This is a genomic window from Streptosporangium sp. NPDC000095 (assembly GCF_042899335.1).
Classification (GTDB): domain Bacteria; phylum Actinomycetota; class Actinomycetes; order Streptosporangiales; family Streptosporangiaceae; genus Streptosporangium.
Map to the genome: position 1 here is coordinate 113,295 of NZ_JBIAZS010000009.1, position 24,019 is coordinate 137,313.

The 24,019-nt window shown below is 69.5% G+C and carries 25 protein-coding genes and 1 riboswitch; of the genes, 5 read left to right on the top strand and 20 right to left on the bottom strand.

Annotated features, from left to right (window positions below; translation table 11 throughout):
• Positions 1–12: 12 nt before the first annotated feature.
• Both ACFY3V_RS20995 and ACFY3V_RS21000 read right to left on the bottom strand, forming a co-directional pair.
• Positions 13–969 (bottom strand): helix-turn-helix transcriptional regulator, encoded by a 957-nt coding sequence (locus ACFY3V_RS20995; RefSeq protein ID WP_389775471.1) that lies wholly within the window; start codon positions 967–969, stop codon positions 13–15.
• On the bottom strand, positions 966–1,922 hold the full coding sequence (locus ACFY3V_RS21000) for a WYL domain-containing protein (RefSeq protein ID WP_350948310.1): 957 nt from the start codon (positions 1,920–1,922) through the stop codon (positions 966–968). The genes ACFY3V_RS20995 and ACFY3V_RS21000 overlap by 4 nt, the downstream gene beginning before the upstream one ends.
• 39 nt (positions 1,923–1,961) lie before the next feature.
• Here ACFY3V_RS21000 and ACFY3V_RS21005 point away from each other — a divergent pair, with 39 nt between their 5' ends.
• Positions 1,962–3,077, top strand: a complete 1,116-nt coding sequence (locus ACFY3V_RS21005) for a DUF3866 family protein (RefSeq protein ID WP_389775475.1) — start codon at positions 1,962–1,964, stop codon at positions 3,075–3,077.
• Here ACFY3V_RS21005 and ACFY3V_RS21010 read toward each other — a convergent pair.
• Positions 3,023–3,499, bottom strand: a complete 477-nt coding sequence (locus tag ACFY3V_RS21010) for a DUF3291 domain-containing protein (protein WP_389775739.1) — start codon at positions 3,497–3,499, stop codon at positions 3,023–3,025. The two genes, ACFY3V_RS21005 and ACFY3V_RS21010, sit on opposite strands and share 55 nt — an antisense overlap.
• 32 nt (positions 3,500–3,531) lie before the next feature.
• The gene (locus ACFY3V_RS21015; RefSeq protein WP_350948308.1) at positions 3,532–4,173 is read right to left on the bottom strand and encodes a transcriptional regulator; all 642 of its coding nucleotides are present in this window, start codon (positions 4,171–4,173) and stop codon (positions 3,532–3,534) included.
• 294 nt (positions 4,174–4,467) lie between these two features.
• Between ACFY3V_RS21015 and ACFY3V_RS21020 the strand changes: the two genes are divergently transcribed.
• Positions 4,468–4,668, top strand: a complete 201-nt coding sequence (locus ACFY3V_RS21020) for a hypothetical protein (RefSeq protein WP_389775478.1) — start codon at positions 4,468–4,470, stop codon at positions 4,666–4,668.
• Positions 4,669–4,862: 194 nt separating this feature from the next.
• Here ACFY3V_RS21020 and ACFY3V_RS21025 read toward each other — a convergent pair whose 3' ends face one another.
• The 9 genes from ACFY3V_RS21025 to ACFY3V_RS21065 form a co-directional block, all read right to left on the bottom strand.
• Complete coding sequence (locus tag ACFY3V_RS21025) at positions 4,863–5,447, bottom strand: peroxiredoxin family protein (protein WP_389775481.1); 585 nt, start codon at positions 5,445–5,447, stop codon at positions 4,863–4,865.
• Positions 5,444–6,073, bottom strand: a complete 630-nt coding sequence (locus tag ACFY3V_RS21030; protein ID WP_389775484.1) for a MauE/DoxX family redox-associated membrane protein — start codon at positions 6,071–6,073, stop codon at positions 5,444–5,446. The genes ACFY3V_RS21025 and ACFY3V_RS21030 overlap by 4 nt, the downstream gene beginning before the upstream one ends.
• Positions 6,063–7,064, bottom strand: a complete 1,002-nt coding sequence (locus tag ACFY3V_RS21035) for an MvdC/MvdD family ATP grasp protein (RefSeq protein WP_389775487.1) — start codon at positions 7,062–7,064, stop codon at positions 6,063–6,065. Before ACFY3V_RS21035 ends, ACFY3V_RS21030 begins: the two co-directional genes overlap by 11 nt.
• 439 nt (positions 7,065–7,503) lie before the next feature.
• A complete protein-coding gene (locus tag ACFY3V_RS21040) occupies positions 7,504–8,457 on the bottom strand; it encodes an FKBP-type peptidyl-prolyl cis-trans isomerase (RefSeq protein WP_362897243.1) in 954 nt (317 codons plus the stop codon).
• 96 nt (positions 8,458–8,553) lie between these two features.
• Positions 8,554–9,912 (bottom strand): Pup--protein ligase, encoded by a 1,359-nt coding sequence (gene pafA, locus ACFY3V_RS21045; RefSeq protein ID WP_350948306.1) that lies wholly within the window; start codon positions 9,910–9,912, stop codon positions 8,554–8,556.
• A 161-nt stretch (positions 9,913–10,073) separates the two neighbouring features.
• On the bottom strand, positions 10,074–10,703 hold the full coding sequence (locus ACFY3V_RS21050) for a hypothetical protein (RefSeq protein WP_362897244.1): 630 nt from the start codon (positions 10,701–10,703) through the stop codon (positions 10,074–10,076).
• Between the two features lie 414 nt (positions 10,704–11,117).
• Positions 11,118–11,918 carry a proteasome subunit alpha gene (gene prcA / locus ACFY3V_RS21055; RefSeq protein ID WP_350948304.1) on the bottom strand — a complete coding sequence of 267 codons (801 nt, stop codon included), beginning with the start codon at positions 11,916–11,918 and terminating at the stop codon, positions 11,118–11,120.
• Positions 11,919–11,943: 25 nt separating this feature from the next.
• Positions 11,944–12,762, bottom strand: a complete 819-nt coding sequence (prcB, locus tag ACFY3V_RS21060) for a proteasome subunit beta (RefSeq protein ID WP_362897391.1) — start codon at positions 12,760–12,762, stop codon at positions 11,944–11,946.
• Between the two features lie 508 nt (positions 12,763–13,270).
• Complete coding sequence (locus tag ACFY3V_RS21065; protein WP_329079325.1) at positions 13,271–13,480, bottom strand: ubiquitin-like protein Pup; 210 nt, start codon at positions 13,478–13,480, stop codon at positions 13,271–13,273.
• Positions 13,481–13,708: 228 nt separating this feature from the next.
• Here ACFY3V_RS21065 and ACFY3V_RS21070 point away from each other — a divergent pair, with 228 nt between their 5' ends.
• The 3 genes from ACFY3V_RS21070 (at position 13,709) to ACFY3V_RS21080 (ending at position 16,223) form a co-directional block, all read left to right on the top strand.
• Positions 13,709–14,113, top strand: a complete 405-nt coding sequence (locus ACFY3V_RS21070; protein WP_389775494.1) for a hypothetical protein — start codon at positions 13,709–13,711, stop codon at positions 14,111–14,113.
• A gap of 212 nt (positions 14,114–14,325) precedes the next feature.
• Entirely contained in the window at positions 14,326–15,120 is a 795-nt protein-coding gene (locus ACFY3V_RS21075; RefSeq protein ID WP_350948302.1) for a serine/threonine-protein kinase, read from the top strand.
• 215 nt (positions 15,121–15,335) lie between these two features.
• Complete coding sequence (locus ACFY3V_RS21080; RefSeq protein ID WP_362897246.1) at positions 15,336–16,223, top strand: serine/threonine-protein kinase; 888 nt, start codon at positions 15,336–15,338, stop codon at positions 16,221–16,223.
• 218 nt (positions 16,224–16,441) lie between these two features.
• Here the strand turns inward: ACFY3V_RS21080 and ACFY3V_RS21085 are convergent, their stop codons facing one another.
• The 7 genes from ACFY3V_RS21085 to dop all read right to left on the bottom strand — a co-directional run bounded on the left by ACFY3V_RS21085 (position 16,442) and on the right by dop (position 23,951).
• Positions 16,442–17,764: a cobyrinate a,c-diamide synthase gene (locus ACFY3V_RS21085; protein WP_389775498.1), complete on the bottom strand. Its 1,323-nt coding sequence runs from the start codon at positions 17,762–17,764 to the stop codon at positions 16,442–16,444.
• The gene (gene cobO / locus ACFY3V_RS21090; RefSeq protein ID WP_362897248.1) at positions 17,758–18,360 is read right to left on the bottom strand and encodes a cob(I)yrinic acid a,c-diamide adenosyltransferase; all 603 of its coding nucleotides are present in this window, start codon (positions 18,358–18,360) and stop codon (positions 17,758–17,760) included. Before cobO ends, ACFY3V_RS21085 begins: the two co-directional genes overlap by 7 nt.
• A gap of 93 nt (positions 18,361–18,453) precedes the next feature.
• Positions 18,454–20,571 carry a VWA domain-containing protein gene (locus ACFY3V_RS21095; protein WP_362897249.1) on the bottom strand — a complete coding sequence of 706 codons (2,118 nt, stop codon included), beginning with the start codon at positions 20,569–20,571 and terminating at the stop codon, positions 18,454–18,456.
• A 63-nt stretch (positions 20,572–20,634) separates the two neighbouring features.
• Positions 20,635–21,207: a histidine phosphatase family protein gene (locus tag ACFY3V_RS21100; protein ID WP_362897250.1), complete on the bottom strand. Its 573-nt coding sequence runs from the start codon at positions 21,205–21,207 to the stop codon at positions 20,635–20,637.
• Positions 21,204–21,947, bottom strand: coding sequence for a CbtA family protein (locus ACFY3V_RS21105; RefSeq protein WP_389775503.1), 744 nt, complete (start codon positions 21,945–21,947; stop codon positions 21,204–21,206). Before ACFY3V_RS21105 ends, ACFY3V_RS21100 begins: the two co-directional genes overlap by 4 nt.
• Positions 21,948–21,954: 7 nt before the next feature.
• The gene (locus ACFY3V_RS21110) at positions 21,955–22,149 is read right to left on the bottom strand and encodes a CbtB-domain containing protein (RefSeq protein WP_350948295.1); all 195 of its coding nucleotides are present in this window, start codon (positions 22,147–22,149) and stop codon (positions 21,955–21,957) included.
• Positions 22,150–22,183: 34 nt separating this feature from the next.
• A riboswitch (cobalamin riboswitch) is annotated at positions 22,184–22,314 on the bottom strand.
• A gap of 119 nt (positions 22,315–22,433) precedes the next feature.
• Positions 22,434–23,951, bottom strand: a complete 1,518-nt coding sequence (gene dop / locus ACFY3V_RS21115; RefSeq protein ID WP_350948294.1) for a depupylase/deamidase Dop — start codon at positions 23,949–23,951, stop codon at positions 22,434–22,436.
• Positions 23,952–24,019 lie beyond the last annotated feature (68 nt).

Below are 24,019 nucleotides of genomic sequence, written 5' to 3' on the forward strand. Positions count from 1 at the left end.
CGGCTTCGTACGTCAGGAAAGCGACTCATAACGATTCAGCGCGGCGGTGGCCGCGGCCCGGACGCTCTCGTCCAGCGAGGCGGGCGAGACCACCCTGCCGGTGTCCCCGAGACGCAGCGCCAGGCGTACCAGCCAGCCCTGGTCCCTGGCCCGCAGGGCCACCCGCACACGGCCCTCGCCGAGCTCGGTGACCCGCTCGCACGGGTAGTACTCGGCGACCCAGCGGCCCGCGGGGGTGAGTTCGAGCTCCACCAGCTCGTCGGTCGGCGAGGGCCGGAACACCCCGGGCGTCACCTCGTCGGCCACGGCGTCCGCAGGCGGGTCGGCGGGCACGTCGAGCACGTCGACGGAGAGCATCCGGTCCAGCCGGAACAGCCGGACCGCCTCGGCCCGGTAACACCAGCCCGACAGGTAGGGGCGGCCGTCCACGACGACCAGGCGCATCGGATCGACCTCACGCGGGGTGATCTCATCGCGTCCCGGCACGTAGTAGCGCAGCGACAGCCGTCTGCCGCGCCGCAGCGCCTCGTTGACGATGGGCAGCGCGTCGGGCGCGGCGTCGACCTCCACCGCGACCTGGCTGCTGACCGCCGCGGCGCCCTCGCCCGAGGCCCGCTCGAACTTGGCGATGACCCGGGCCAGCGCGTCGCGCTCCCCGAACTCCGGCATCTCGGCGAGCAGGCGCAGGGCGACCAGCAGGGCACTGGCCTCGTCCACGCCCAGCCGCAGCGGGCGGGCGATGGTCTCGGCGTTGTCGATGACGATCTCCCCGCCGTCCCACGACACGTCGATCAGGTCGCCGGGGGTGTGGCCGGGCAGCCCGCACATCCACACCAGCTGCAGGTCGTCGATGAGCTGCTTCTCGCTCAGCCCGAAGATCTTCGCGACCTCGGGCACCTGTGCCCCGGGGTGCGACATCAGGTAGGGCACCAGTGCAAGCAGCCTGGGCAGGCGGTCGGCCGTGCTCACGCGAGAGCTCCCTTCAGGCGGCAGATGACCGCGTCACGGGCGTCCGGGGGTCCGACGACCTCCGCGTCCGCGGCGAAACCCACGATCCATCCGGCCAGCCTGCCGGGGTCGGTGAAGTCGACGTCCAGCTCGTCCCAGTCCTCGCCGGCGGGCCGCACCGCCTTCGCCACCTGGCGCAGCCCCTGGCAGGTGTCCCGCCTGACCCGGATGAGGGCGGTGCGCTCGCGCACGGCGGCGTCGCTGTAGACGACCATGGACTTGATGTCGACGTCCTCGGGCACCACCACCGAACCCGGGCGGCCGAGGGTGGTGACCGGCCCGCTGATGCGGCTGAGCCGGAAGACCCTCGGCGCCTCCCGGTCGCGGTCGTGGCCGACCATGTACCAGCGGCCCCGGCGGCTGACGACGCCCCACGGCTCCACCGTGCGGGTCAGCACGTTCTGGCTCGCCGCCGCCCGGTAGGCGAAGCGGACCGCGCGCCGGTCGCGCACGGCCTCCCACAGCGCGGGAAAGGACGGGTCCTGGGTGTCGACGCGCAGCTCCAGCGCGCCGCCGAGCACCCCGTGGGCCTCGTCGGTCTGCACGCCCCCCGCGCGCAGCTTCAGCAGGGCCCCGCTGGCCGCCTCGGCCAAGCTGGCCCGCTGCCACACCTGTGCCGCCAGGCCGACCACGGCGGCCTCGTCGGGCTCCAGGGTGATCTCCGGCAGCTCGTACGCCGAGCGGACGATCCGGTATCCGGGATCCTCCTCCCACGGGTCCTTGTGGACCTCGATCGGGATGCCTATCTCCCGCAGCTCGTTCTTGTCCCGCTCGAACATCCGCTGGAAGGCCTCGTCGTTGTCGGCGTCGTAACCGGGCACCGCCTGGCGGATGTGCTCGGCACTGAGCGGCCGCCGCGTGGCCAGCAGGCAGATCACGAGATTGAGCAGCCGCTCGGTCTTCCGGCGCGACATCCGGCCTCCTTCCTGTTCGAGTGACGCTACCCTTCCCCCGTGATCAGATGGCGCAGGGGCGAGGTCGTACGGATCCGGCGCGAATGGCCGGGGGCGGTGGAACTCGACGTGACCACCGAGGACGGTGAGGCGCGCGCGCTCGCCTACCCGGCCCTGGTGGGACGTCCCGAGCCCGGTGACGTGGTGCTGCTCAACACGACCGCGCTCGCGATGGGTCTCGGTACGGGAGGTTACGCCATGGTGGTGGCTGTCCCCGACCGTTTGCCACAAGATCCTCAAGGCCCCGGACACCTGGTGAAGGCACGCTACACCCCGTTGCAGGCCACCGTCCTCGGCGCGGACGAGCAGGATTCGCCCTTCCACGAGGTCCTGCGCGACGCGGACTCCGTGGACGGCATGCCGGTGATCGTCGCCGACCTGCACTCGGCCCTGCCCGCGATCCTCTGCGGCCTGTACGACCAAAACCCCCCGCAGCCTGGCGAAACTCAGAAAACCGATGGCCCGGAGCGCGGCAGACCCCTCAGGGTCGCCTACGTGATGCTCGACGGCGGCGCGCTGCCCGCCTGGTTCTCCATGTCGTGCGCACGGCTGCGGGAGACCGGCTGGCTGTGCGGGGTCGTCACCGTGGGCCAGGCGTTCGGCGGCGACGTGGAGGCGGTGACCCCGCACACGGGTCTGCTGGCGGCCAGGCACGTCCTGGAGGCCGACGTCGCGATCGTCACCCAGGGACCGGGCAATCTGGGCAGCGGCACCCGCTGGGGTTTCTCCGGAGTCTCGGCCGGCGAGGCGGTCAACGCCGCCGCCGTCCTGGGAGGCCGCCCGGTGGCGGCGCTGCGGGTCAGCGAGGGCGATCTGCGCGAGCGCCACATCGGGGTCTCGCACCACTCGCTCACCGCCTACGGCCGGGTGGCGCTCACCCCGGCCCACGTCGCCGTGCCCGTGCTGCCCGGCGACTTCGGCAGGCGGGTGGCCGAGCAGTCACGCCCGCTCGCCGCCCGCCACGAGCTGGTCGAGGTGGCGGTGGACGGTCTGTACGAGGCGCTCCAGGGATCTCCGGTGCGCCTGTCCACGATGGGCCGGGGTCTGGACGAGGACCTCGCCTACTTCCTCGCCTCGGCCGCCGCCGGGCGCCACGCGGCCTCGCTGCTGTCGTAGAAGTTTTTAAAGGTGAAGGCCTCCGGGGTGGGGCCTTCGGCCCTCAGCCTCTCCAGGCGCTCCATCCCCTCGGGAAGGGTCGGCTCGTACCCCTCGGGGATCCACCACATCACCGAGTACGGCTGCGCGATGCGCAGGAACCACTCCCTGCGCCGCTGCAGGAACGCCAGGTGGTCGCTGCGGTAGACGTACTCCCACAGCGCGTCGCGCGACCGCCACACGGAGTAGTTGATCAGCAGGTGGTCGCCGTACATGTGCTCGACCGTGTCCTCGGGACCGTCACCCCCCTTGAGGCGCCACACGAAGCCGGGGTCGGCCTCGGCCAGCCGGTTGAGAGGTTCGAGGCCCGCCATGAAGGAGGCGAGTTCGGGGGAGTCCTTGGGCGCGCGCATGTGGGCGACGTTCATCTGGGCCAGGTGCATGGGCACAGCAGATCATCCACGGTCCTTCTATGTCAATCTTCATTATTTTTAGAAAAGGCGACGCAGCACTCCCCGGGCCGTGGGTCCAGCCTGGCCGTCGAGGCGTCCTGACCGAGCGCGTCGAGCATCCCCCGGCACAATCCCAAATTCACCGAGCAGACCAGCAGCGGATGCTCCTCGGCGGGCACGTGGAACGGGCAGTTGCGCAGCCGCACCCGGCCGTCCTCCTCGTAGGGCTCGTATCCGCGCCGCCGCAGCACACCGGCGAGATCCTCCCCCTGCTCGGCGAACCGGGCCCCCGCACGCCGGGCGACCTGCTCGGCCCTCTCATCCCCGCCGAGCGACTCCACCGCCTCCGCCAGCACCAGGGCGAGGGTCCGGTAGTCCCTGGCGGGCACGTTGACCTGCCACTCCCCCCGCGCCCTGCGATAGACCTTCGCCGGCCTGCCGCTGCCGGGCCCCGTCCGCTCCGTCAGCCGCCGGAACCCGCTCTCGAGCAGGCCCGCCTCGACGAGCCTGTCGAGGTGGAAGGCCGCCAGGGTCCGCTGCACCCCCACCGCCTCTGCCGCCTCGTTGCGTCCCACGTCGTGACGCTGGAAGGCCACGTAGTCGTAGACGGCCCGGCGCACCGGGTCGTGCAGTATCGCCACCGTGTCGAGATCGTCGCCACTCACAGCCCGGATTATAGGCAACGGATTTAGGGGAGAAATCCGGCGCATCCCGCACCCCACACTCGGGAAACCCCGGACCGACTTGACGAAAGCGCAATCCCAACATCAAACACTCTCCGCACACTTCCAACAACCCAGCGCTGACATGGCGCATTTTCGGCATGCCCAAAAAGGGATCTTATTTTTCAGAAAATCAGCACCCCATCCTGTTTAGGACATTCGACTTCCTTGCACGACATGGATCGACCGTGTAATACTAAACCCGTTTGCTTGCCAGCCTCAAACGAGGAGTGACAATTGGAAATTCCTTTCGCCCTCAACACAGCCTCCTCTGGCGCACAGCAGGTTCTCGATCCTCCCGCAATCACGGGAGAGTACGACGAAGAGCAACAGCTTTGGGTTGGGCGGTCGAATGAGCAGGCCGAGATCTGTCTCTGCTCGAACAGCAACTTCAGCTGGTACCAGTGTTTTGACGTTTTTTTCGGCGACTGGTGCTGATTTACTGCTCTTTCAAGCGAACCTTTAACGTCGAATTTGGCGCCGGACTCTCCGGCAGACGCTCGACGTTGACCGGCCGCCATTCACCACCGTGATCACCACGATGCGGTGACCAAGCGAGCAGAACGCGCCCGATCGTTTCCCACCGGTTTACGCTGGCGAGCGATCGGGCGCGTTCGTGTCTCGGGCCACGGCTACCGGCCCGTACTCCCCTGGCTCCTGGCCAGGGCCTGCCAGTACTTGACCATCTCCGCCCAGTTCTCCGTGTCGAGCGCTCCCTTCCTCCGGACCACGCCATCCTCAACGTGGTAGAAAAAGGGCGTCGCCCCCCGCGGGTTGTACAGACGGCGCAGCACGTGCTTTCGCGCGACGATCACGATGTCCGCGGTGATCTGGTGCCTGGCCCTGAGGACGTCGTGGGCCTCACGCTGGGAGAACGAATCGGTGAATCCGACCAGGACCATCCTCGTCCCCGAGACCTTCGCGATCCGGTTTATCTTCTCCAGGTTCGGAAAATGGGCACGGCAGCCCGCACAATCCTGCGAGACGAAGACCAGGGCGACGGACGACTCGGCCAGGTCCCCGAGGGAGAGGATCGCACCGTCTATCGATTCGGCGTCGAACGGGGGCGCGGGAGCGTCCAACGGGAGGGAGGGGATCTCCGGAAGCTCCTTCGGGGGCTCGAACAACGGCCTGAGCTTCCTGATCACCCGGAAGAGCAGGAAGGAGTTAGCGAACACGGCAATCCACAGCAGCAGGACGAGGGTCTCGGTACTCAAGCCCTCTCCTCCCTGTCTTTCGGTGCGGAGCGGGGGAAGACGACGAGCGAGACGTCGCGAAGGTGAAGAAGGAACGCGAGGGTCGTCCCGCTCATCACCGTGACCGTGAGGAGTTCCAGAGGCTCGAATCCGGCACGAGGGGTCGGCGAGCCCGCCAGAAAGAGCGCGGAAAGCGCGGCGACGATGATCAGGATCGTGTTTCGCGCCACATCGAACCCTGTGACCTGCTCCTTGCTCTTGCCGAAGCAGTTGCACGAAACCTGCCTGCCCTGCGCGAGGGAGACAACCAGGGCGGTCGTGAAGACCCCCAACAGGAGCGCCGCCAGCGCGAACCCGAGAACCAGGAGGTCTCCGGCGATCAGCATGAGCACGACGACGCCAAGCTCAGCCAGGAACACCAGGCACAGCACCAGCCACACGGCGTTCCCACGGATCGGCACCAGCGACCGGATGGCGACGCGGAACGACGTGACGTCAGCCGCCTTGCCGACGAGCGAGACGGCGAAGACCAGGCTTGTAAGAACACGGCAGAACAGGAGCACGTAGGGGTCAGAGAGCACATTCACGTCTGTGATCCCCGCCCGCTTCGCGAGGGTCGGCTTCTGGAGCAGGGCGTCAAAGGGCACCGGTCCTGCGGGCCAGGCACGCCACCAGAGCGTCGGTCATACGCAACTCGGGCACCTTTCTCTCGACGAACATGAACTGTCCGACCGGATTGTTCTCCAGGAACACGAACCTGCCGTCCGGAGTGACGACGAGGTCGAGCGCACCAAAAGTGAGTCCGTAGCTGTGCACGAACTCCAGGCAGCGGGTCTCCACGCTCTCCGGGAGCACGGCCCTGCGGTAGGGGATCGTTATCCTCGCCTGCCTGAAGTCCACACTGGTCTCGGAAGACTCCTGGGAATGGATCTCGGCCGCGAAGATCTCGTCGCCGATGACCGTGGCCCGTATCTCGTAGCTCTTGGGAATGTGCTCCTGGAAGAGGCAAGGGCTTATTCTTATCGCCTCAAGGCGAGACAGATCCTCCTCCGTGACAACCCGCGCCGCGAAGTCGACCTCCTTCGGGCTCTCCCCGGCCCTCGCGGCCGAGGCAAGCGCCGCAGGGCCGGTCATGCTCTTGAAGACGATCCGGCCGGAACATGCCTCATAGAATTCACGAACCGCGTCGGGATCGGTTGCTATGAGCGTGCGTGGCACCTCGAAGCCCATGCGTGCTGCCCTCTGCAGCTGCTCGGGCTTCCAGCCGGCCGCGCGGATCACGTCTGGCCGACTCATCCAGTAGCAGTCGACCGACTCCCACAGCCCTCCCATGGTGTGCCGGGTCTCTGCGTCGGCGAATCTCCGCGAAACCGAGTCCAGATGGTACGGAAAGACATAACCCTCCGGCCGCCGGACCAGGGCGGATTTCAATTCGGAGAGCTCGACGACCCGCCCACCACCAAGCCGAATACCACCGGTCCAGCTCTTCGAATCCAGGCGAAGCTCGATCAGCGTTTTCTGAGGAACGTCATCGGTGTTCAGCCTAACCACGCTTTGACGCATCTCATTCAGCCTGCTGATGATTATGTCGCTGTGCGCATCATTTCTGTTCGTGAACACTAGAATCTGTCGGCTCAACGCAGAGTCACTCGCCCACCACTGCCAGCAAGGGCCCCTCCCGAAGAAGGACGGCATGCCACGATAAACACGGTCATTTATGCGACTATACGATCAGAATGAGCGATCATGCCACCCCATTAACACCGAAAATTTGATTCGGTAGGCACGCCGCTGTTTCGCGATATGCGATTTCACCCCTGTCGCGCGAGGTGGGCCCAGCAATGCCGACGAGCGACCGGGGTACCGGCCAGGGACGCGCCCTGGCTTTCAGGGGCGAGGGCGGTCCCGCCCCAGCGCTCCGCTAGAAAATCCTTCATCGGCCGGAGAGCATGCTCCTGAACCGGCGATCCCGAATCCGCAGGAGTGGTTCGGGAAGCGCGAAGCCCGGCCGTGCGCTGGCACGGCCGGGCTTAGGAACGAAAGTTCGCCTCGGCGCGATGGCCGACCGGTGTAATCGTCAGTAGGCGCCCAGCACGTCGACCAGGAAGACCAGGGTGTCGGTGCCCTTGATCTTGTCGCCGGAGCCCTCCTTGCCGTAACCGAGGTCCGGCGGGATGCTCAGCAGCACCCGGCTGCCGACCGGGACACCGACCAGACCCTGGTCCCAGCCCTTGATGACCTTGCCGGTGCCGATCTGGAACATGATCGGCTGGGCGCCGCGGGACCAGCTGCTGTCGAACTCGGCGTCCGATCCCCAGATCTTCCCGGCGTACTGGACCAGGATCGACTGGCCGGACTTGACCTCGGGGCCCGTGCCCTGGATCACGGTCTTGGCGACGAGCTCCTTGGGAGCCTTCTTCTTGGTCTTGGTGGTGAGCTTCGGCGCGGCGTCGCCGGCCGGATTCTCCACCGTGACACCGTCGAGACCGGGGTCGGTCGCGGTGCCCTTGGCGGCCTTCTCCTGGGGGACGCCCACGACGTCGACCACGAAGACCTGCGACTGGCCGGGAGGGGCCTGCGCCTGCTGCTCGGCGGGCAGCGCGTCCTTGGCGACGACCGACATGAACCTGCCGCCGCCCTTGGTCTCGGCGAAGCCCTTGCGGAGGATCTCCGGGACCTGCTCGTTGAGCGTGATGACCTGCGGCCCGCCCTCGTCGTAGGTCGAGCCGGCGAGCTTGTTCTCCTTGCCGTCCCAGGTGAAGACGGTGAAGTTGGCGATGACGCTGGCGCCGGGCTTGGCGGCCTCCCCCGTGGTGCCGGGGGTGAGCACCTTGTAGGAGGAGGTCTCGACGACCTTCGGCGGGAACGCGACGGTCGGCTTGGCGCCCGCCTGCCCGGTCACCTGCAGCTCGGTGACCTCCCCCGCGCTGGCGGAACTGGAGGCGCCGGTGGCCGCGCCTCCGTCGGAGCCGCATGCTGCGGCGAATATCAAAGGCACTGCGGCCAGTACGGCCATGCTGCGGCGGCGCATAGGTATCCCTCAAGCAGACGTCAGGTTCGCGCCACATTACCCGTCCCGGCGTACGGAGGAGGTAAGGCCGGGAACGAGCTTGCCGAAGTATGACCGTCACATCCCGGCGATGAGCTTGTCCACCCTCTCGTCGACGCTACGGAAGGGGTCCTTGCACAGCACGGTGCGCTGCGCCTGATCGTTGAGCTTCAGGTGCACCCAGTCGACGGTGAAGTCGCGGCGCTTCTCCTGCGCCTTGCGGATGAACTCACCGCGCAGCCGGGCCCGGGTGGTCTGCGGCGGCACCGACTTGGCCTCGAAGATCTTCAGGTCGGAGGCCACCCGCTCCACCGCACCGCGCTTCTGCAGCAGGTAGAACAGGCCACGGCGGCGGTGCACGTCGTGGTAGGCGAGGTCGAGCTGAGCCACCCTGGGGCTCGACAGCGGCAGGTCGTACTTCTGGCGGTAGCGCTCGATCAGCTGGTACTTGGTCACCCAGTCGATCTCGCGGGCGACCTTGTCGAGGCTGCCGGTCTCGACCGCGTTGAGCGTGCGCTCCCACAGCTCCAGCACCCGGTGGCTGACCTCGTCGCCGCCGCGGCGGTCGACGAAGTCACGGGCCTTGGAGAGGTATTCCTCCTGGATCTCCAGCGAGGACGCCTCCCGGCCGTTGGCCAGCCGCACCCGCCGCCGCCCGGTCATGTCGTGGGAGACCTCCCTGATGGCCCGGATCGGGTTCTCCAGGGACAGGTCGCGCATCACGGTGCCCGCCTCGATCATGCGGAGCACCAGGTCGGTCGCGCCGACCTTGAGCAGCATGGTCGTCTCGCTCATGTTCGAGTCGCCGACGATGACGTGCAGGCGGCGGAACCGCTCGGCGTCGGCGTGCGGCTCGTCACGGGTGTTGATGATCGGACGCGACCGGGTGGTGGCGCTGGAGACGCCCTCCCAGATGTGCTCGGCCCGCTGGGAGACGCAGTAGACCGCTCCACGCGGGGTCTGCAGCACCTTGCCCGCCCCGCAGATGATCTGCCGGGTGACCAGGAACGGGATCAGCACGTCCGCCAGGCGGCCGAACTCGCCGTGCCGGCCGACCAGATAGTTCTCGTGGCAGCCGTAGGAGTTGCCCGCCGAGTCGGTGTTGTTCTTGAACAGGTAGATGTCGCCGGCGATCCCCTCCTCACGGAGGCGTTTCTCCGCGTCGACGAGGAGGCCCTCCAGAATGCGCTCGCCCGCCTTGTCGTGGGTGACGAGCTCCACGACGTTGTCACACTCGGGGGTGGCGTACTCGGGGTGGCTCCCCACGTCCAGATACAGGCGCGCCCCGTTGCGGAGGAAGACGTTGCTCGATCGGCCCCAGGAGACGACGCGGCGGAATAGATAACGCGCTACCTCGTCGGGTGACAGCCGCCGCTGCCCCCTGAACGTGCAGGTGACGCCGTACTCGTTCTCAAGCCCGAAGATGCGACGATCCATTGCCTCACACTATTCGCCGAACCCCTCTCGTGGGAGGGATCATGGGGTTTTCGGTCGTACGGCTTATGCCCCAGGCTGTGAGCGCCTAAGCGCGGACGCGCCCCGCGCCCGGTTCCCGCCGGGCGCGGGTGGCGCGAAGGCGCCGGGATCGACGGCCTCGATCAGCCTCCGCCCTGCCAGAAGATCTCGACAACCTTGGTGATCCTGCCGTTCTCCGTGGTGATCAGGGCCGGCCGGTGGAGGCCCTCGACCCCGGTCAGCGAGGCGGCCTCCCTGACGTTGTCGATCAACGTCTGACGGGTGCAGCTCTCGGTGCCGAGGTTGGTGGCCTTGTCGTAGGTCTGCGTCGTGTTGTCGCAGCCGCTGTCGGCGAGAAACAGTACGTCCTCGGCGATGGGCGCCAGGTAGCGGACCACGTCACCTTCCTCGGGGCCGTCGAAGTGACCGTCCTCGCCACCACGCTGGACGAAGCGGATCGGCCGGTACTCGGCCACCCCGTTGTCGTCCACGTCGGTGAGCCAGCCCCTCAGGACGCCCTCGAAGGGCGGCGGACGCCCCTTGCTCCAGTCGTGTTCCGGAGCCGCCTGGAACTCGGTACCGAAGAGCTCGGGGACGGCCGCGGCGGAGCCCGGGGTGGGGGTCGGCGCGCCCGTCGAGGGAGCGGGCGCGGAGGAGGACGCGACCGGCAGGGGGGCGGAGGAGGACTCCGCGGCGCAGCCTGAGGCCAGCGCCACGGCCGCGAGCAGGGCCAGCGCCACACCGGGCCGTCGAGGAGCCGCGAGGGCGGTCATATGAGGGGCGGATCCGGTCCGGATCCGGGAGGTGTTGTTCACACGGAGTGTGACCAGCGTGGAGCGGGGCCGGTTGTCCGGAGACGATGTGATCCAGGACACACCGCAGCGACACCCGTTCCCGCCTCGCCGGAAGCTGTGTTCCCGGCGAGGCGGAACGGGTGTCGCGGGGTGTCGTGAGGTGTCGTCCGGCGCCGGAGCGCCACTTGCCCGCGCCGGGCTTTTTCGCGACACGGACCACGGGGTGCCGCTGACCGGCCCGTCCGGCGCGGGGACCGTGCTGCCACCGTTCTCAGGCGTCCCGCAGGAGAAGACCTGCCTTCCGGCGTGGGGGTGCCGTCCTGCAGAGGACGGCACCCCCACGCCGTGCGGTCAGACCACCCGGCGCGGCACCGGCGTCGCCCGCGGACGCGGTCAGCCGCTGGATCCGGTGTCGATGTCGCCGTCGGGCGCGGTCGGCGGGGCGCCCGGCGTCTCGGGGGCGGAGAGGGGGTTCTCGCCCCCTGCCGTCTTCTCGCCCCCGGCCACGGGGGCACCTTCGGCCAGCAGTCGCTCCAGCCTGGGGCCGTTGAGCCGCAGGAACTTGCGGTGCGGGCGGTTGCGGTCGAGCACCGCCACCTCCAGCTGGTTCGCGGGGAAGCGCTCGCCTCCCGGCTCGGTCAGCGCGAACAGCGCCGCCTCCAGCGCCTCGGTCAGCGACAGGCCGTCGCGGTAGCGCTCCTTGAGACGGGCCGCCACCGTCTCGGCCTGGCCGCCCATGGCCACCAGCCCCGCCTCGTCGAAGACCGAGCCGTCGAAGGTCAGCCGGTAGATGTGGTCCTCGTCGGAGGAGTCACCGACCTCGGCGACCACGATCTCCACCTCGAACGGCTTCAGCGACTCGGTGAAGATCTGGCCGAGGTTCTGCGCGTAGAGGTTGGCCAGGCCACGGGCGGTGACGTCGTCGCGGGCGTAGGTGTAGCCGTTGATGTCGGCGTATCGGATGCCGCCGAGGCGCAGGGCCTCGAACTCGTTGTAGCGGCCGACCGCGGCGAACCCGATCTTGTCGTAGATCTCGCTGATCTTGTGCAGGGCGCGGGACGGGTTGGGAGCGACGAACAGGATGCCGTCCTCGTACTGCAGGACGACGACGCTACGGCCCCGCGCGATCCCCTTGCGCGCGTAATCCGCCTTGTCCCGCATCTGCTGCTCGGGCGAGACATATCCAAAAGGCATGGACACCTGGGGTGATCCTCTCGTGTTAGCGCAGCGGGGCGGTGGGGCCGTCGGGGTGGTCGGCCCGGGACTCGACCACGACCCGGACGAGCTCTCCGACCTCCTCGTCGGGAAGCCGACGGTATCCGTCGGCGGTGATCACCGCGACGATGGGCCAGATCTTGCGGGTGATGTCGGGGCCGCCGGTCGCCGAGTCGTCGTCGGCCGCGTCGTAGAGTGCGTGGATCAGCGTCAGCACGGTCTCCTCGGGGGAGGCACCCTCGCGGTAGAGCTTCTTCAGAGCACCTCGCGCGAAGATCGAACCGGATCCGATCGAGTGGTAGTGGTGCTGTTCGTAGGGACCGCCGCCCACGTCGTAGCTGAAGATGCGGCCACCGTCGACATCGGGGTCGTAGGCGGCGAAGAGCGGGACGACCACGAGCCCCTGCATCGCCATCGGCAGGTTGCCGCGGATCATCGTGGCGAGCCGGTTGGCCTTGCCCGTCACCGAGAGCGTGCGGCCCTCGCGCTTCTCGTAGTGTTCGAGCTCCACCCGGTAGAGGCGGGCCATCTCGATGCCCGTGCTCGCCGTCCCCGCGATGCCCAGGCCCGAGTGGTCGTCGGTGCGGAACACCTTCTCCATGTCACGCTGGGAGATGATGTTGCCGGAGGTCGCCCGGCGGTCTCCCGCGATCACCACGCCACCGGCGCACATCGCCGCGACGATCGTGGTGGCGTGCGGGATGTGATCGCCCACCGAGGTCCCCAGGACCTCGTTACGGCCAGGCAGCAAGTCCGGCGAATGGGACCTGACGAACTCGGTGAACGAGGAGCTCCCGGTGTCGGTAAAGATGTGATTCACCATGCCGGCGGGCAGGTCCCTGTGAGATCCCACGCGACTCCCTCCAAAGGTGCGGTCCTTTAAGGCCCGACCTTACTCATCTTGCCGTGCTGCTTGCACTTCCCTGGATCAGCTCAGCGCGAACCACACTCCGCCGGGCTTTTGAATCTTTACGGATGATCGGCTCCGGTCACCGGATCTCGCGCCGATCCCCCTCGGGGCACGGCGAACACGACGGGGGCGCGAAGATGGCGAAGGCCCGCCCGGCCCGCGTGGGAGGCGGGGCGGTGGCCGTGGGACGGCTCTCGATTCCCTCCGGGAGCATTCCCGGAGGGGTCTCCCCTGGTCGGCTCAGCGTGTTCGCGGCGCTCGGAGGCGGAGCACCCACCAGGGCGCTCCCGGCGGGGTGCGGCCGCACGTCACCCGCCAGCCGGGCCCGGCGGGAGCCGAGCCGGGCCCGCGGTCAGAACGGGTCCCCCGGCTCCCCGCCGGATCCGTCCTCACCTCTGACCTTTGACTCCGACGGACGAACCTACTGTCCGCCCTTCTGCACGTAACTCCTCACGAACTCCTCTGCGTTCTCCTCCAGCACCTCGTCGATCTCGTCGAGGATCGCGTCGACGTCGTCGGAGAGCTTCTCGTGACGCTCCTGAACGTCGGAGGTCTCCGCCGGGGCGGTCTCCTCGACTTCCTTGTCGGTCCGGCCGGTCTGCTTCTGGCCGCCGGTGTCCTTGCTTGCCATGTGTGGCACCTCCACCTGGGGGACGGATCTGATTCATATCTTCCCCGAACCGGGCGACATTGCGCGCGGATCATCCCGCGATCTTTGCGGGAGCCCGTACTGGCCGCGCCGAACTTCCCTCCGTCAGGGGACCTCCCCCCGGGGCCCGAGGTGAAATCCACCCACCTTGACTGGATAGCATCTCTATCCAATAATCGGATAGCACCACTATCCAAAGAAGAGGGCCCCATGTCACCGTCGTCGCTGAGCACAGCCGGAATACTCCTCATCACCGTGCCCGCCGTGGCCTTCGGCGGGGCCTCCCTGCTCGCGCACATCATGCGCGGCATCCCCGGCTACCTGGACAACCCGGTGCGGCGTGGCCTGTGGCGGGCCGGCCACGCACACGCGGGCGTCCTGGTGCTCCTCGCGCTCGTCGCCCTGCTCTACATCGACCACGCGGATCTGCCCGGCGGCCTGAAGGACCTGACGCGGATCCTGATCGTGGCGGCGCCGATCCTGATGCCCCTGGGCTTCTTCCTGTCCGTCGTACGCCCCTCCGACACGAAACCGAACCGGCTGATCTGGCTGGTCCCCGCGGGCGGGGTGGCACTGGGAGCGGGCACGCTGATGCTGGGGATCGGTCTCCTCTGAACCTCTACGAATCCCCACGAACCCCGCAGCGACGCTCCCGGCGGCGCCTCGATCTCCGCCGGCGCCTCCGCGTCCGCGCACGAGCGCCCCATGGCCCCGCATCGGTTCGTGTGAGCATCATCACTCACCGGATCCAGGCGAATTCACCGCCCGAGGGAGATCGGGAACGTTCCAGGTAGGTCTTCGCGACCGAAAACTGCGATCATTGGGGGGTGAGCACCATCATCGCGCGCAGGTACAAGCTCGTCTCACGCGTCGGACAGGGGGCGACCGGCGTCGTCTGGCGTGCATACGACCTGCTTCTGGAGCGAGAGGTGGCCCTCAAGGAGATACTTCTGCCACCCGGGCCCGCCGCGGCCGAGCAGCGGCGGCGGGTGGTCAGGGAGGCTCGCATGGCGGCGCGGCTGAGCCACCGGGGCATCGTGACGGTGCACAACCTCACCGAGGAGTCCGAGCGGCTCTGGATCGTCATGGAGTTCCTGGAGGCGCTGACGCTGCACGACACGCTCGTGCAGGCGGGCCCGCTCCCGGTGGATCTTGTGGCGGCGATGGGGTGCCGCCTGCTGGAGGCGTTGCGGCACGCGCACGACGGCGGGGTGATCCACCGCGACATCAAACCCGCCAACATCATGCTGACCGGCGATCGCGTGGTGCTGGCCGACTTCGGCTTCGCCGCGCCGGAAGGGGCCGCGACGACCTCGACCCGGGGCACCCCGGCCTTCATCGCGCCGGAGGCGTTGCAGGGCAGGGGCGGCACCCGCGAGGCGGACATGTGGTCGTTCGGCGCGACGCTGTACATGGCGGTGGAGGGCAGGACCCCGTTCCGCACGGTGAACTCGATGGCGGCGCTGGTCGCGGCCCTGCGCGAACCGCCGCGCGCGCCGAAGCGGGCGGGCGCCCTGGAGCCGGTGCTGCGAGGGCTGCTGCGCAAGGATCCGCGAGCGCGGCTGAGCGCCGAGCGGACCTCGAAGATGCTTGAGGACGTGCGCTGCTTCAGTGCGGCCTGAGGCCGTTCACGAACGTTTCCGAAACGCTTTCACCACCCTCGGGAACGGTTTTCCGGAATCCGTAAACGGGTTTTACGGACGTGAAATAAGACGACATCAAGCCCACGCGCCTAAATCGTTACAGAGAATCACCCTAGGTAATCACCCGGTGCATCGTTCCAGATGAAAATATGAATCAGCTGAGGTGCCCGGCTTCTATGTGCAGCAGGTGATTCATGGGAACAGGTGCGAGGAAGGCACGCTTACTGGGTGATCGCTATCACCTGGCCTCGCCGATCGGGCGGGACGGTGTGGGCACGGTGTGGCGGGCCCACGACTCCCTGCTCAGGCGGAACGTGGCGATCAAGGAGATCCAGCCTCGGTTCACCGAGGACGGGATGGACATGCACGACGCACGGCGGTGGGCCCTGCGCGAGGCGCGCTCGGCCGGGAGGCTGAACCACCCGGCGGTGATCTCCGTGCACGACCTGCTCGAGGAGGACGGGCGGCTCTGGATCGTCATGGAGTTGCTGGAGGCCCTCACACTCAAGGAGACCGTGCGGCACCTGGGCCGCCTGCCGATCCACTGGGCGGCGTGGATCGGCTTCCAGTTGCTGGGCGGGCTGCGCCACGCGCACGGGGCGGGTGTCCTGCATCGGGACATCAATCCGCGCAACATCCTGCTCACCGGCGACCGGGTGGTGCTGGCCGACTTCGGCGTCGCGGCACTGCACGGCGATCCGGGCGACTCCACGACCGTACCGTTCGTCCATGTCCCCTCCTTCGTCGCGCCGGAGCGGCTGCGGGGCAGTCCACCGACCCCGGCGAGCGACCTGTGGTCGCTCGGTGCGAGCCTGTACTTCGCGGTGGAGGGCCGCCCTCCGCGCCCCACCTCCCGCACACCGGCGCAGCGCCTTCCCGTGGGCGGTGGGTACGAGGATCCGGCGACGCCGGCCGGAGTGCTGTGGCCCGTCCTGGAAGGGCTGCTCCGGCGCGACCCGGCTGCCCGCATCAGCATGGGGCAGGCCGGCCGTATGCTGTCGGCGATCCTCCACACGGAGGGGGTGGCGCTGGCCCCGCCACGGTTGCCCGCGGCCAGGCTGCCACCGGACGCCTTCGCCTAGGATCTCGCGGCGTTTCACCCGGTGTTCGAAACGGGGAAAAGCGTCCTTCGTCTCCTCTTCCGCCGGGCGATCCCGGGTTTCGCGAAATCGGGCCGTCCGGCGGAGCGCGCTTCTCGAATAAATGGACACAAGGCCGCGGATAAAGGCCGGTGGAGGTAACGGGAAGGTCGGATGCCGGGATTTCCGGCTCACGAACCGGCTCGAACCGCGGGGGGTTGTCAGACGGCCGGGACCCGGCGGCAGGCCTCGACGAACCTGGAGGCCAGATGGGGACTGCCGGCCCAGTGCAGGTGCAGGTAGGAGGCGGTGATCCGGTCGTCGGCGAACCCGTCGGCGCCACCGCGCCAGCGGAACAGCGGCCGGTCGGGGACGGGCTCGACCGTGGTGCGGTGGAACTCGTGGCCCCGGTAGCGCTCGCCGTCCCTGGTGAGCGGCGAGTCGCGGACGGCCACCGCGTCGCGGTAGCCGAGGGTGAGGGTCCCGGTCATCCTGGCCTCGACGTCGAGGAGCCCGCACATCGGCCTGCCGTCCAGCCTCCTGGAGAGATACAGCAGGCCCGCGCACTCGGCCGAGATCGGCCCCTCGAACGCGGCGACCTGGTCGCGCAGCGGCTCGTTGGCCGACAACTCGGCCGCGTGGACCTCAGGGAAACCGCCTCCGATCACGATCCCGCGAGTCCCCTCCGGGAGGGCCTCGTCGACGAGCGGGTCGAAGGGGACGATCTCGGCTCCCGCCGCCGCCAGCAGCTCGGCCTGCTCGGTGTAGCCGAAGGTGAAGGCCCGCCCTCCGGCGACCGCGATCCTCGTGACGGGAGCGGCGGGCGGTCCGGGAGTCCACGGGACGGCGGGCAGCGGCGGCGCGCCGCGGGCGAGTCGCAGGAGTTCCTCCAGGTCGCAGGAGGCGGCGACCAGGTCCGCGACGGCGTCCAGGGCACCGGCGGCCTGGGGGCGGCGCTCGGCGACGGGAACCAGGCCCAGGTGCCTGGAGGGGGCGGTGACGGCGTCGCTGCGACGGATCGCCCCGAGTACGGGGACGCCGCTCTCGGCGAGCGCCTCGCGGCAGACGGCCTCGTGCCGCTCGGAGCCGACCCGGTTGAGGATCACTCCGCCGAGCCTGATCCGGGTGTCGTAGGAGGCGAACCCGTGCACCAGCGCCGCGACGGAGCGGCTCTGCCTGGCGGCGTCCACGACCAGGACCACCGGGGCCCCGAGCAGCCTGGCGACGTGCGCGGTGGAGGCGAACTCGGTGGAGCCCGCGCCGTCGTACAGGCCCATCACGCCCTCGACGACCGCGATGTCCGCCCCGGCCGCGCCGTGCAGGAAGAGGGGGGCGACGAGGTCCTCCCCCGTCAGGAACGGGTCGAGGTTGCGTCCGGGACGGCCGGTGGCCATGGCGTGGTAGCCGGGGTCGATGTAGTCGGGCCCCACCTTGTGCGGGGACACCGCCATGCCCCGGCGGGCGAGGGCCGCCATCAGGCCGGTCGCCACGGTCGTCTTACCCGCTCCTGAGGCGGGGGCCGCGATCACGATCCGGGCTACCATTCGATGCCCTTCTGCCCCTTCTGCCCCGCGTCCATGGGGTGTTTGATCTTACCCATCTCCGTGACGAGGTCGGCGGCGGCGAGCAGCCGGGGGTCGGCGTCGCGGCCGGTGACGACGACGTGCTGGCTTCCTGGCCGTCCGCGCAGGGTCTCGACCACCTCCTCGACGTCGATCCAGCCCCACTTCATCGGGTACGTGAACTCATCCAGCACGTACAGGCGGAACGTCTCGGCGGCGAGGTCGCGTCTGATCTGCTCCCAGCCCTCGCGGGCGTCAGCGGCGTGGTCCTCCTCGTTGCCGGGACGCTGGATCCAGGACCAGCCCTCGCCCATCTTGTGCCAGGAGACCGGCCCGCCCTCACCGGAGTCGCCGAGCACCCGCAGCGCCCGCTCCTCTCCGATGCGCCACTTGGCGGACTTGACGAACTGGAAGACCCCGATCGGCCAGCCCTGGTTCCAGGCGCGCAGGGCCAGACCGAAGGCCGCGGTGGACTTGCCCTTGCCCGGTCCCGTGTGGACGATCAGCAGCGGCCGGGTGCGGCGCTGTCTGGTGGTCAGGCCGTCCTCGGGCACGCTGACGGGTCTGCCCTGCGGCATCGTCGCCCTCCCCTCACTGTCGTGTCACTGTCATCCGGCACCGTCATCTGGTACGGCCTTCTCGCCGTACTCACCGGCCTCGGACCTTCACGGTCACGCGGCGCCGCGCCTCTCCCGGACCATCCCGGCCAGGTCGGTGAGTTCGTCGAGGCGTACGGTCTCCGCGCCCATCCTCGCCGCCAGGGAGGCGGCGAGGCCGAGGCGCACGGGCCCGCCCTCGCAGTCGACCACCACGCCAGCCACCCCGGCCAGCAGTTCCGCCGCGCGCTGGGACTCCTCGGCGGTTCCCGAGGTGGTCCGCCCGTCGGTGACCAGGACCACCAGCGGGCGTCTGGACGGGTCGCGCAGGCGTTCGACCCTGAGCACCTCGGCGGCCCGCAGCAGACCGGCGGCCAGCGGGGTCCGGCCTCCGGTGGGAAGCTCGCGCAGCCGGGCCGCGCCGGCCTCGACGGAGGAGGTGGGCGGCAGGACCAGGTCGGCGCGGGCGCCGCGGAAGGTGACGAGCCCGACCTTGTCGCGGCGCTGGTAGGCGTCGAGGAGCAGGCCGAGCACCGCTGTCTTGACCGCGCGCATGCGCTGCCTGGCGGCCATCGAACCGCTCGCGTCCACGACGAACAGCACCAGGTTGCCCTCGCGGCCCTCGCGGACCGCCTCCCTGAGATCGCCGCGGCGCAGCAGCAGTCCTGGCCCGTTCCTGCCCCGCGCGACCTGGTACGGGGCGGCGGCGCCGATGGTGGCCCGCAGGTGGAGGGAGCCGGTGCGGCCCTCGGGGACCCTGGCGCCCGTGGTACGACCCAGGGGTGTCCTGGCGCGTGACCGGCGCCCGGGAGCTCCGGCACCGACGCCCGGGACGGTGAACAGTCTGTTCCCGCTCCCGGGCTCGGCGTCGACGATCTGCTCGCGGGCCGGTGCTCCCCCGGTCGCCTCCGACGGTTCCCGGGGTTTCGCGGCCTGAGCCTCCCCCGCCTCGGCGCCGAGGGTGTCCCGGGCGTCGGCGGCCCCGTGCGGGGAGGCGTCCCCGCCGTCGTGTCCTCCAGAGCCGCCCGGGTCGTCCGAGGTGGCGTCCCCGGCCTCGGAGCCGCCGGATACGGGTTCCGGGCCTCCCTCGTCTCTGCCGGGATCGGGGCCGCCGGGGTCGTCCGGCCCCTGGGGGCCGTCAGGATCGGGGCCGGGGTCGTCGGGGATCCTGTCCAGGAGATCCTGGAGCTTGGACTCGTCCAGGCCGGGCGCGTCGAAGGGGTCACGGCGACGACGGTGCGGGAGCGCGAGCCTGGCCGCCTCCCGGACGTCGTCGGCGGTGACGGAGGTGCGGCCCTGCCAGGCGGCGTGCGCGATCGCCGCGCCGGCGGTGACCAGGTCGGCCCGGAGCCCGTCCACCTCGAAGCCCGCGCAGACGGTGGCGATCTTGAGCAACGCCGCCTCCGGCAGGACGACCTGGGCGACCCCGGCTCGGGCCTCGGCGATGCGCGTGGCCAGCGCCCGCTCCTCGTCCGACCAGGCGGCGGCGAACGCGGCGGGGTCGGCCTCGAAGGCCAGACGGCGCCGGACCACCTCCGCCCGCTGGGACGCCTCCCGCGAGGCCCTTACCTCAACGGTCAGCCCGAAGCGGTCGAGCAGTTGCGGGCGCAGCTCCCCCTCCTCGGGATTCATCGTCCCGACCAGCAGGAACCGGGCGGCGTGCCGTACCGACACCCCCTCGCGCTCGACGTAGCAGGTGCCGAGGGCCGCGGCGTCGAGCAGCAGGTCCACCAGGTGGTCGTGGAGAAGGTTGACCTCGTCGACGTACAGGACACCCCGGTGGGCGCCCGCGAGGAGACCGGGTTCGAAGGATTTCACGCCCTCGGTGAGGGCCCGCTCGATGTCGAGGGAGCCGACGAGGCGGTCCTCGGAGGCGCCGACGGGCAGCTCGACCAGGCGGGCGGGTCTGATGGACCGGGCCGCCGGTCCCTCGGGGGCCTCGTGTGACCCGTGTGGCCCGTCGGGACAGCCGGGGTCGAGGGCGGCGGGGTCGCAGGAGAACCGGCAACCGGTCACCACCTCGACAGGCGGCAGGAGAGCGGCCAGCGCCCGCACGATCGTGGACTTGGCGGTGCCCTTCTCCCCTCTGACCAGTACTCCCCCGACGCGAGGGGAGACCGCGTTGAGGATCAGCGCGAGTTTCAGGTCCTCCAGCCCCACGATCGCGGTGAAGGGATAGCGGGGGTTGCGCACCTTGGGATCTCCTTCGCATCGTCGGGATGTTCATCGCGTTCACGTCGTCGGGTGGTCGCGCCGTCAGGGGAGGTGGCTGAGCCGCCAGCGCCCGCCGCGCCCGGTGAGTGCCACCCGGGCCAGCGGCGCGACGTCGACGCGCCAGAAGGAGCGGGCGGGGGCGCCGAGGACGTGGACGACCGCGGCACGGATGACCGCCGGATGGGTGATCGCGACGGCCCTGCCGGGAGTACGGAGGGCGAGCCAGCCGGAAACCCTGGCGAGGAGCGCGGTGATCGACTCCCCGCCGTGCGGCGCCGCGCCCGGATCGCCGAGCCAGGAGGCGAGCGCCTCGGGCTCCGCGGCCTCGACCTCGCCGAGCGTCATGCCACTCCAGCGGCCGTGGTCGCAGTCGGCGAGCAGCGGGTCGTGCTCCGCCCGCAGGCCGAGCGCCGCCGCCGTCTGAACGCAGCGCAGCTCGGCCGGGCAGGCCGCGGGACCGGGGTCTGCCCAGCCGAGGTACCGCGCCATCCTCTCGGCCCGGCGCAGGCCGCGTTCGTCGAGTGGTTCGTCGACGGGGAACGCGGCCCGCGCCGTCGCCGAGGTGGAGGCGTGGCAGACCAGGAGCAGGCGGGTGACCCCCGAGGGGGTCGTCACACCGGGCCGCGCCTGCGTGCGGCGAAGGCGAACAGCGCGCCGACACCGGCCCAGAAGACCGCCTGGGTTCCTATCGAGGCGATCCGGAAGTCCCACAGGAGATCGGCGGGGAAGCCCTGGGGCACCTCCGAGATCTCCGGCAGGAGGATCCAGGCCGCGACGACGGGGACCAGGAAGGCGGCGCCCGCCGACAGCCAGCGCACCCACGGTTCACTCCGCGAGGCGTAGCGGTGGGCGGCGGTGCCGGCGGCGACGGCGAGGATCCCGATGGCCACGGCGACCAGATAGAGCACGGTGCGCTGGTCGATCGTCTCCGGGTCACCGACCGCCGGTGGGTTGGCGGGATATTTCATGAAAGGGATGAGGACGACGGAGGTGAACGCGGCGGCGGCGAGCGTGACCGCGAGCACCGGTTCCGAGCGAGGTCCCGCCCGGCCGCGTACGGCCGCGTAGACGAGGGAGAACAGTCCCCCGATCGCCAGGCCGTACAGGCCGAGGGCGAGGAAGAGCCCGAAACGCTGCCCGTCCCTGCTGACGAGGGCCTCCTCCTCGTCGTCGTGGGAGTGGGCGGCGGTCCCGGTGTCGTCGTGTGGTTCGGCCGAGGAGGCGGCCGCGGCCGCCTCCTCGAGCGCGATGGCCTGGTCGATGCGTGGTTCGCCGACGGTGTAGGCGAAGACGGCCGCGAGCAGCCCTGCGAGCAGTCCGGCGACGAGGCCCCGGACGATGAGTTTGGAGATCACCTGCGGCTCAGTGGCACGGTACGCCGAGCAGGTGACGTCCGTCGTGCATGAGTTCGTGCAGGTAGTTTCCCGCCTGGGAGATCGCCCCCTGGTCGAAGGTGACCAGATAGGCGAGAAGCAGCAGCGCCGGTACGGCGAGCAGCCAGCGGGTGAGCGAGTGCCATGGGATGGGCTGGGTGTGCGGTGCCGAGATCTGGCTCACGGCCACCTCCTCCGGGATTGACGCGTCCCTTTTCGTAGGTCGGTGGCGGCCGAGTGTGACCTGGCTCCCGGCCCTCGCGGGCCGGATTACAGTGGCGCGACCGCACCGGAATTTCACCGGATTTCCCTCGCACCGCCACAAAGCACCCGGAACGTATCCCGAATCTCCGTCCCCCGTCAATCCAGGTGTCCGGTTTGACGGGATCCGGTAGGCGCGAAGAGGGGGAGGCGGCCCGGCCGGGCCACCTCCCCCTCTCAGGCCCTTCTCAGGCCCCGCTCAGCACGTCACTGCTCGCCGGTGAGCGCCGTCACCAGCTCAGCGGCGGTACGGCAGCGGTCGAACAGCTCGCCCACGTGGGCCTTGGTGCCGCGCAGCGGCTCAAGGGTGGGGACGCGCTGCAGCGACTCACGGCCGGGGATGTCGAAGATGACCGAGTCCCAGGAGGCCGCGGCCACCGACTCGCTGTACTGGCTCAGGCAGCGGCCTCGGAAGTAGGCCCGGGTGTCGTTGGGCGGCACCTCGATGGCCCTCTGGACCTCCTCCTCGGTCACCAGGCGCTGCATGCGGCCCCGGGCGACCAGCCGGTTGTAGAGCCCTCGGTCGGGACGGATGTCGGAGTACTGGAGATCGACGAGCTGCAGACGCGGATGCGACCAGGGAAGGCCGTCACGGGTCCGGTATCCCTCCAGAAGCTCCAGCTTGGCCACCCAGTCGAGCTCGCCGGACAGCTGCATCGGATCCTCCGCCAGGCGGGTGAGGACCGACTCCCAGCGCTCCAGGATGTCCTTGGTGGGCTCGTCCAGGCCGTTGGCGCTGCGCTCCTCGGCATACTTGCGCGCGAGCTCCAGGTATTCCATCTGGAGCTGCACCGCCGTCAGCTTGCGGCCGTCGCGCATGGAGATCTCGTACTTGAGCGTGGGGTCGTGTGAGACCGCGCGCAGGGCCTGGACGGGGTTGTCCACGGCGAGGTCGCGGGTGAAGTAGCCATCCTCGATCATCGCCAGGACGAGCGCGGTGGACCCCAGCTTCAGGTAGGTCGAGATCTCCGACATGTTGGCGTCACCGATGATGACGTGCAGGCGACGGTATTTCTCCGGGTCGGCGTGGGGTTCGTCCCGGGTGTTGATGATCGGCCGCTTGAGCGTCGTCTCCAGCCCCACCTCGACCTCGAAGAAGTCGGCCCGCTGGCTGATCTGGAAACCCTCGCCCCGTGAGTCCTGACCGATGCCGACCTTGCCCGCGCCGGTGACGACCTGCCGGGAGACGAAGAACGGCGTCAGGTGTCTGACGATGTCGGCGAACGAGGTGGCCCGGCGCATGAGGTAGTTCTCATGGCAGCCGTAGGAGGCGCCCTTGTTGTCGGTGTTGTTCTTGTAGAGCTGGATCGGGGCGTTGGCTGGCATCGCCGAGGCGCGAACCGCCGCGTCGTGCATCACCCGTTCGCCCGCCTTGTCCCAGATCACCGCCGCCCGAGGATTGGTGCACTCGGGTGTGGAGTATTCGGGATGGGCGTGGTCCACGTACAACCGGGCCCCGTTGGTGAGAATCACGTTCGCCAGGCCGAGGTCCTCGTCGGTCAGCTGGCTCTGGTCCGCCACCTCCCGCGCGAGGTCGAACCCCCGTGCGTCCCGCAACGGGTTCTCCTCCTCGAAGTCCCATCGCGCGCGCCGTGCCCTGGCGGCCGAGGCCGCCAGATAGGCGTTCACGACCTGAGAGGAGGTCACCATCGCGTTGGCCCCCGGCTGTCCGGGCACGGAGATGCCGTATTCGGTCTCGATGCCCATCACCCGCCGTACCGTCATGCGCACCCTCTGTTCGTCAGGGACTGTTTCTCTCCGTGGTATCTATTCCCGACCCTAGACCCTTCACT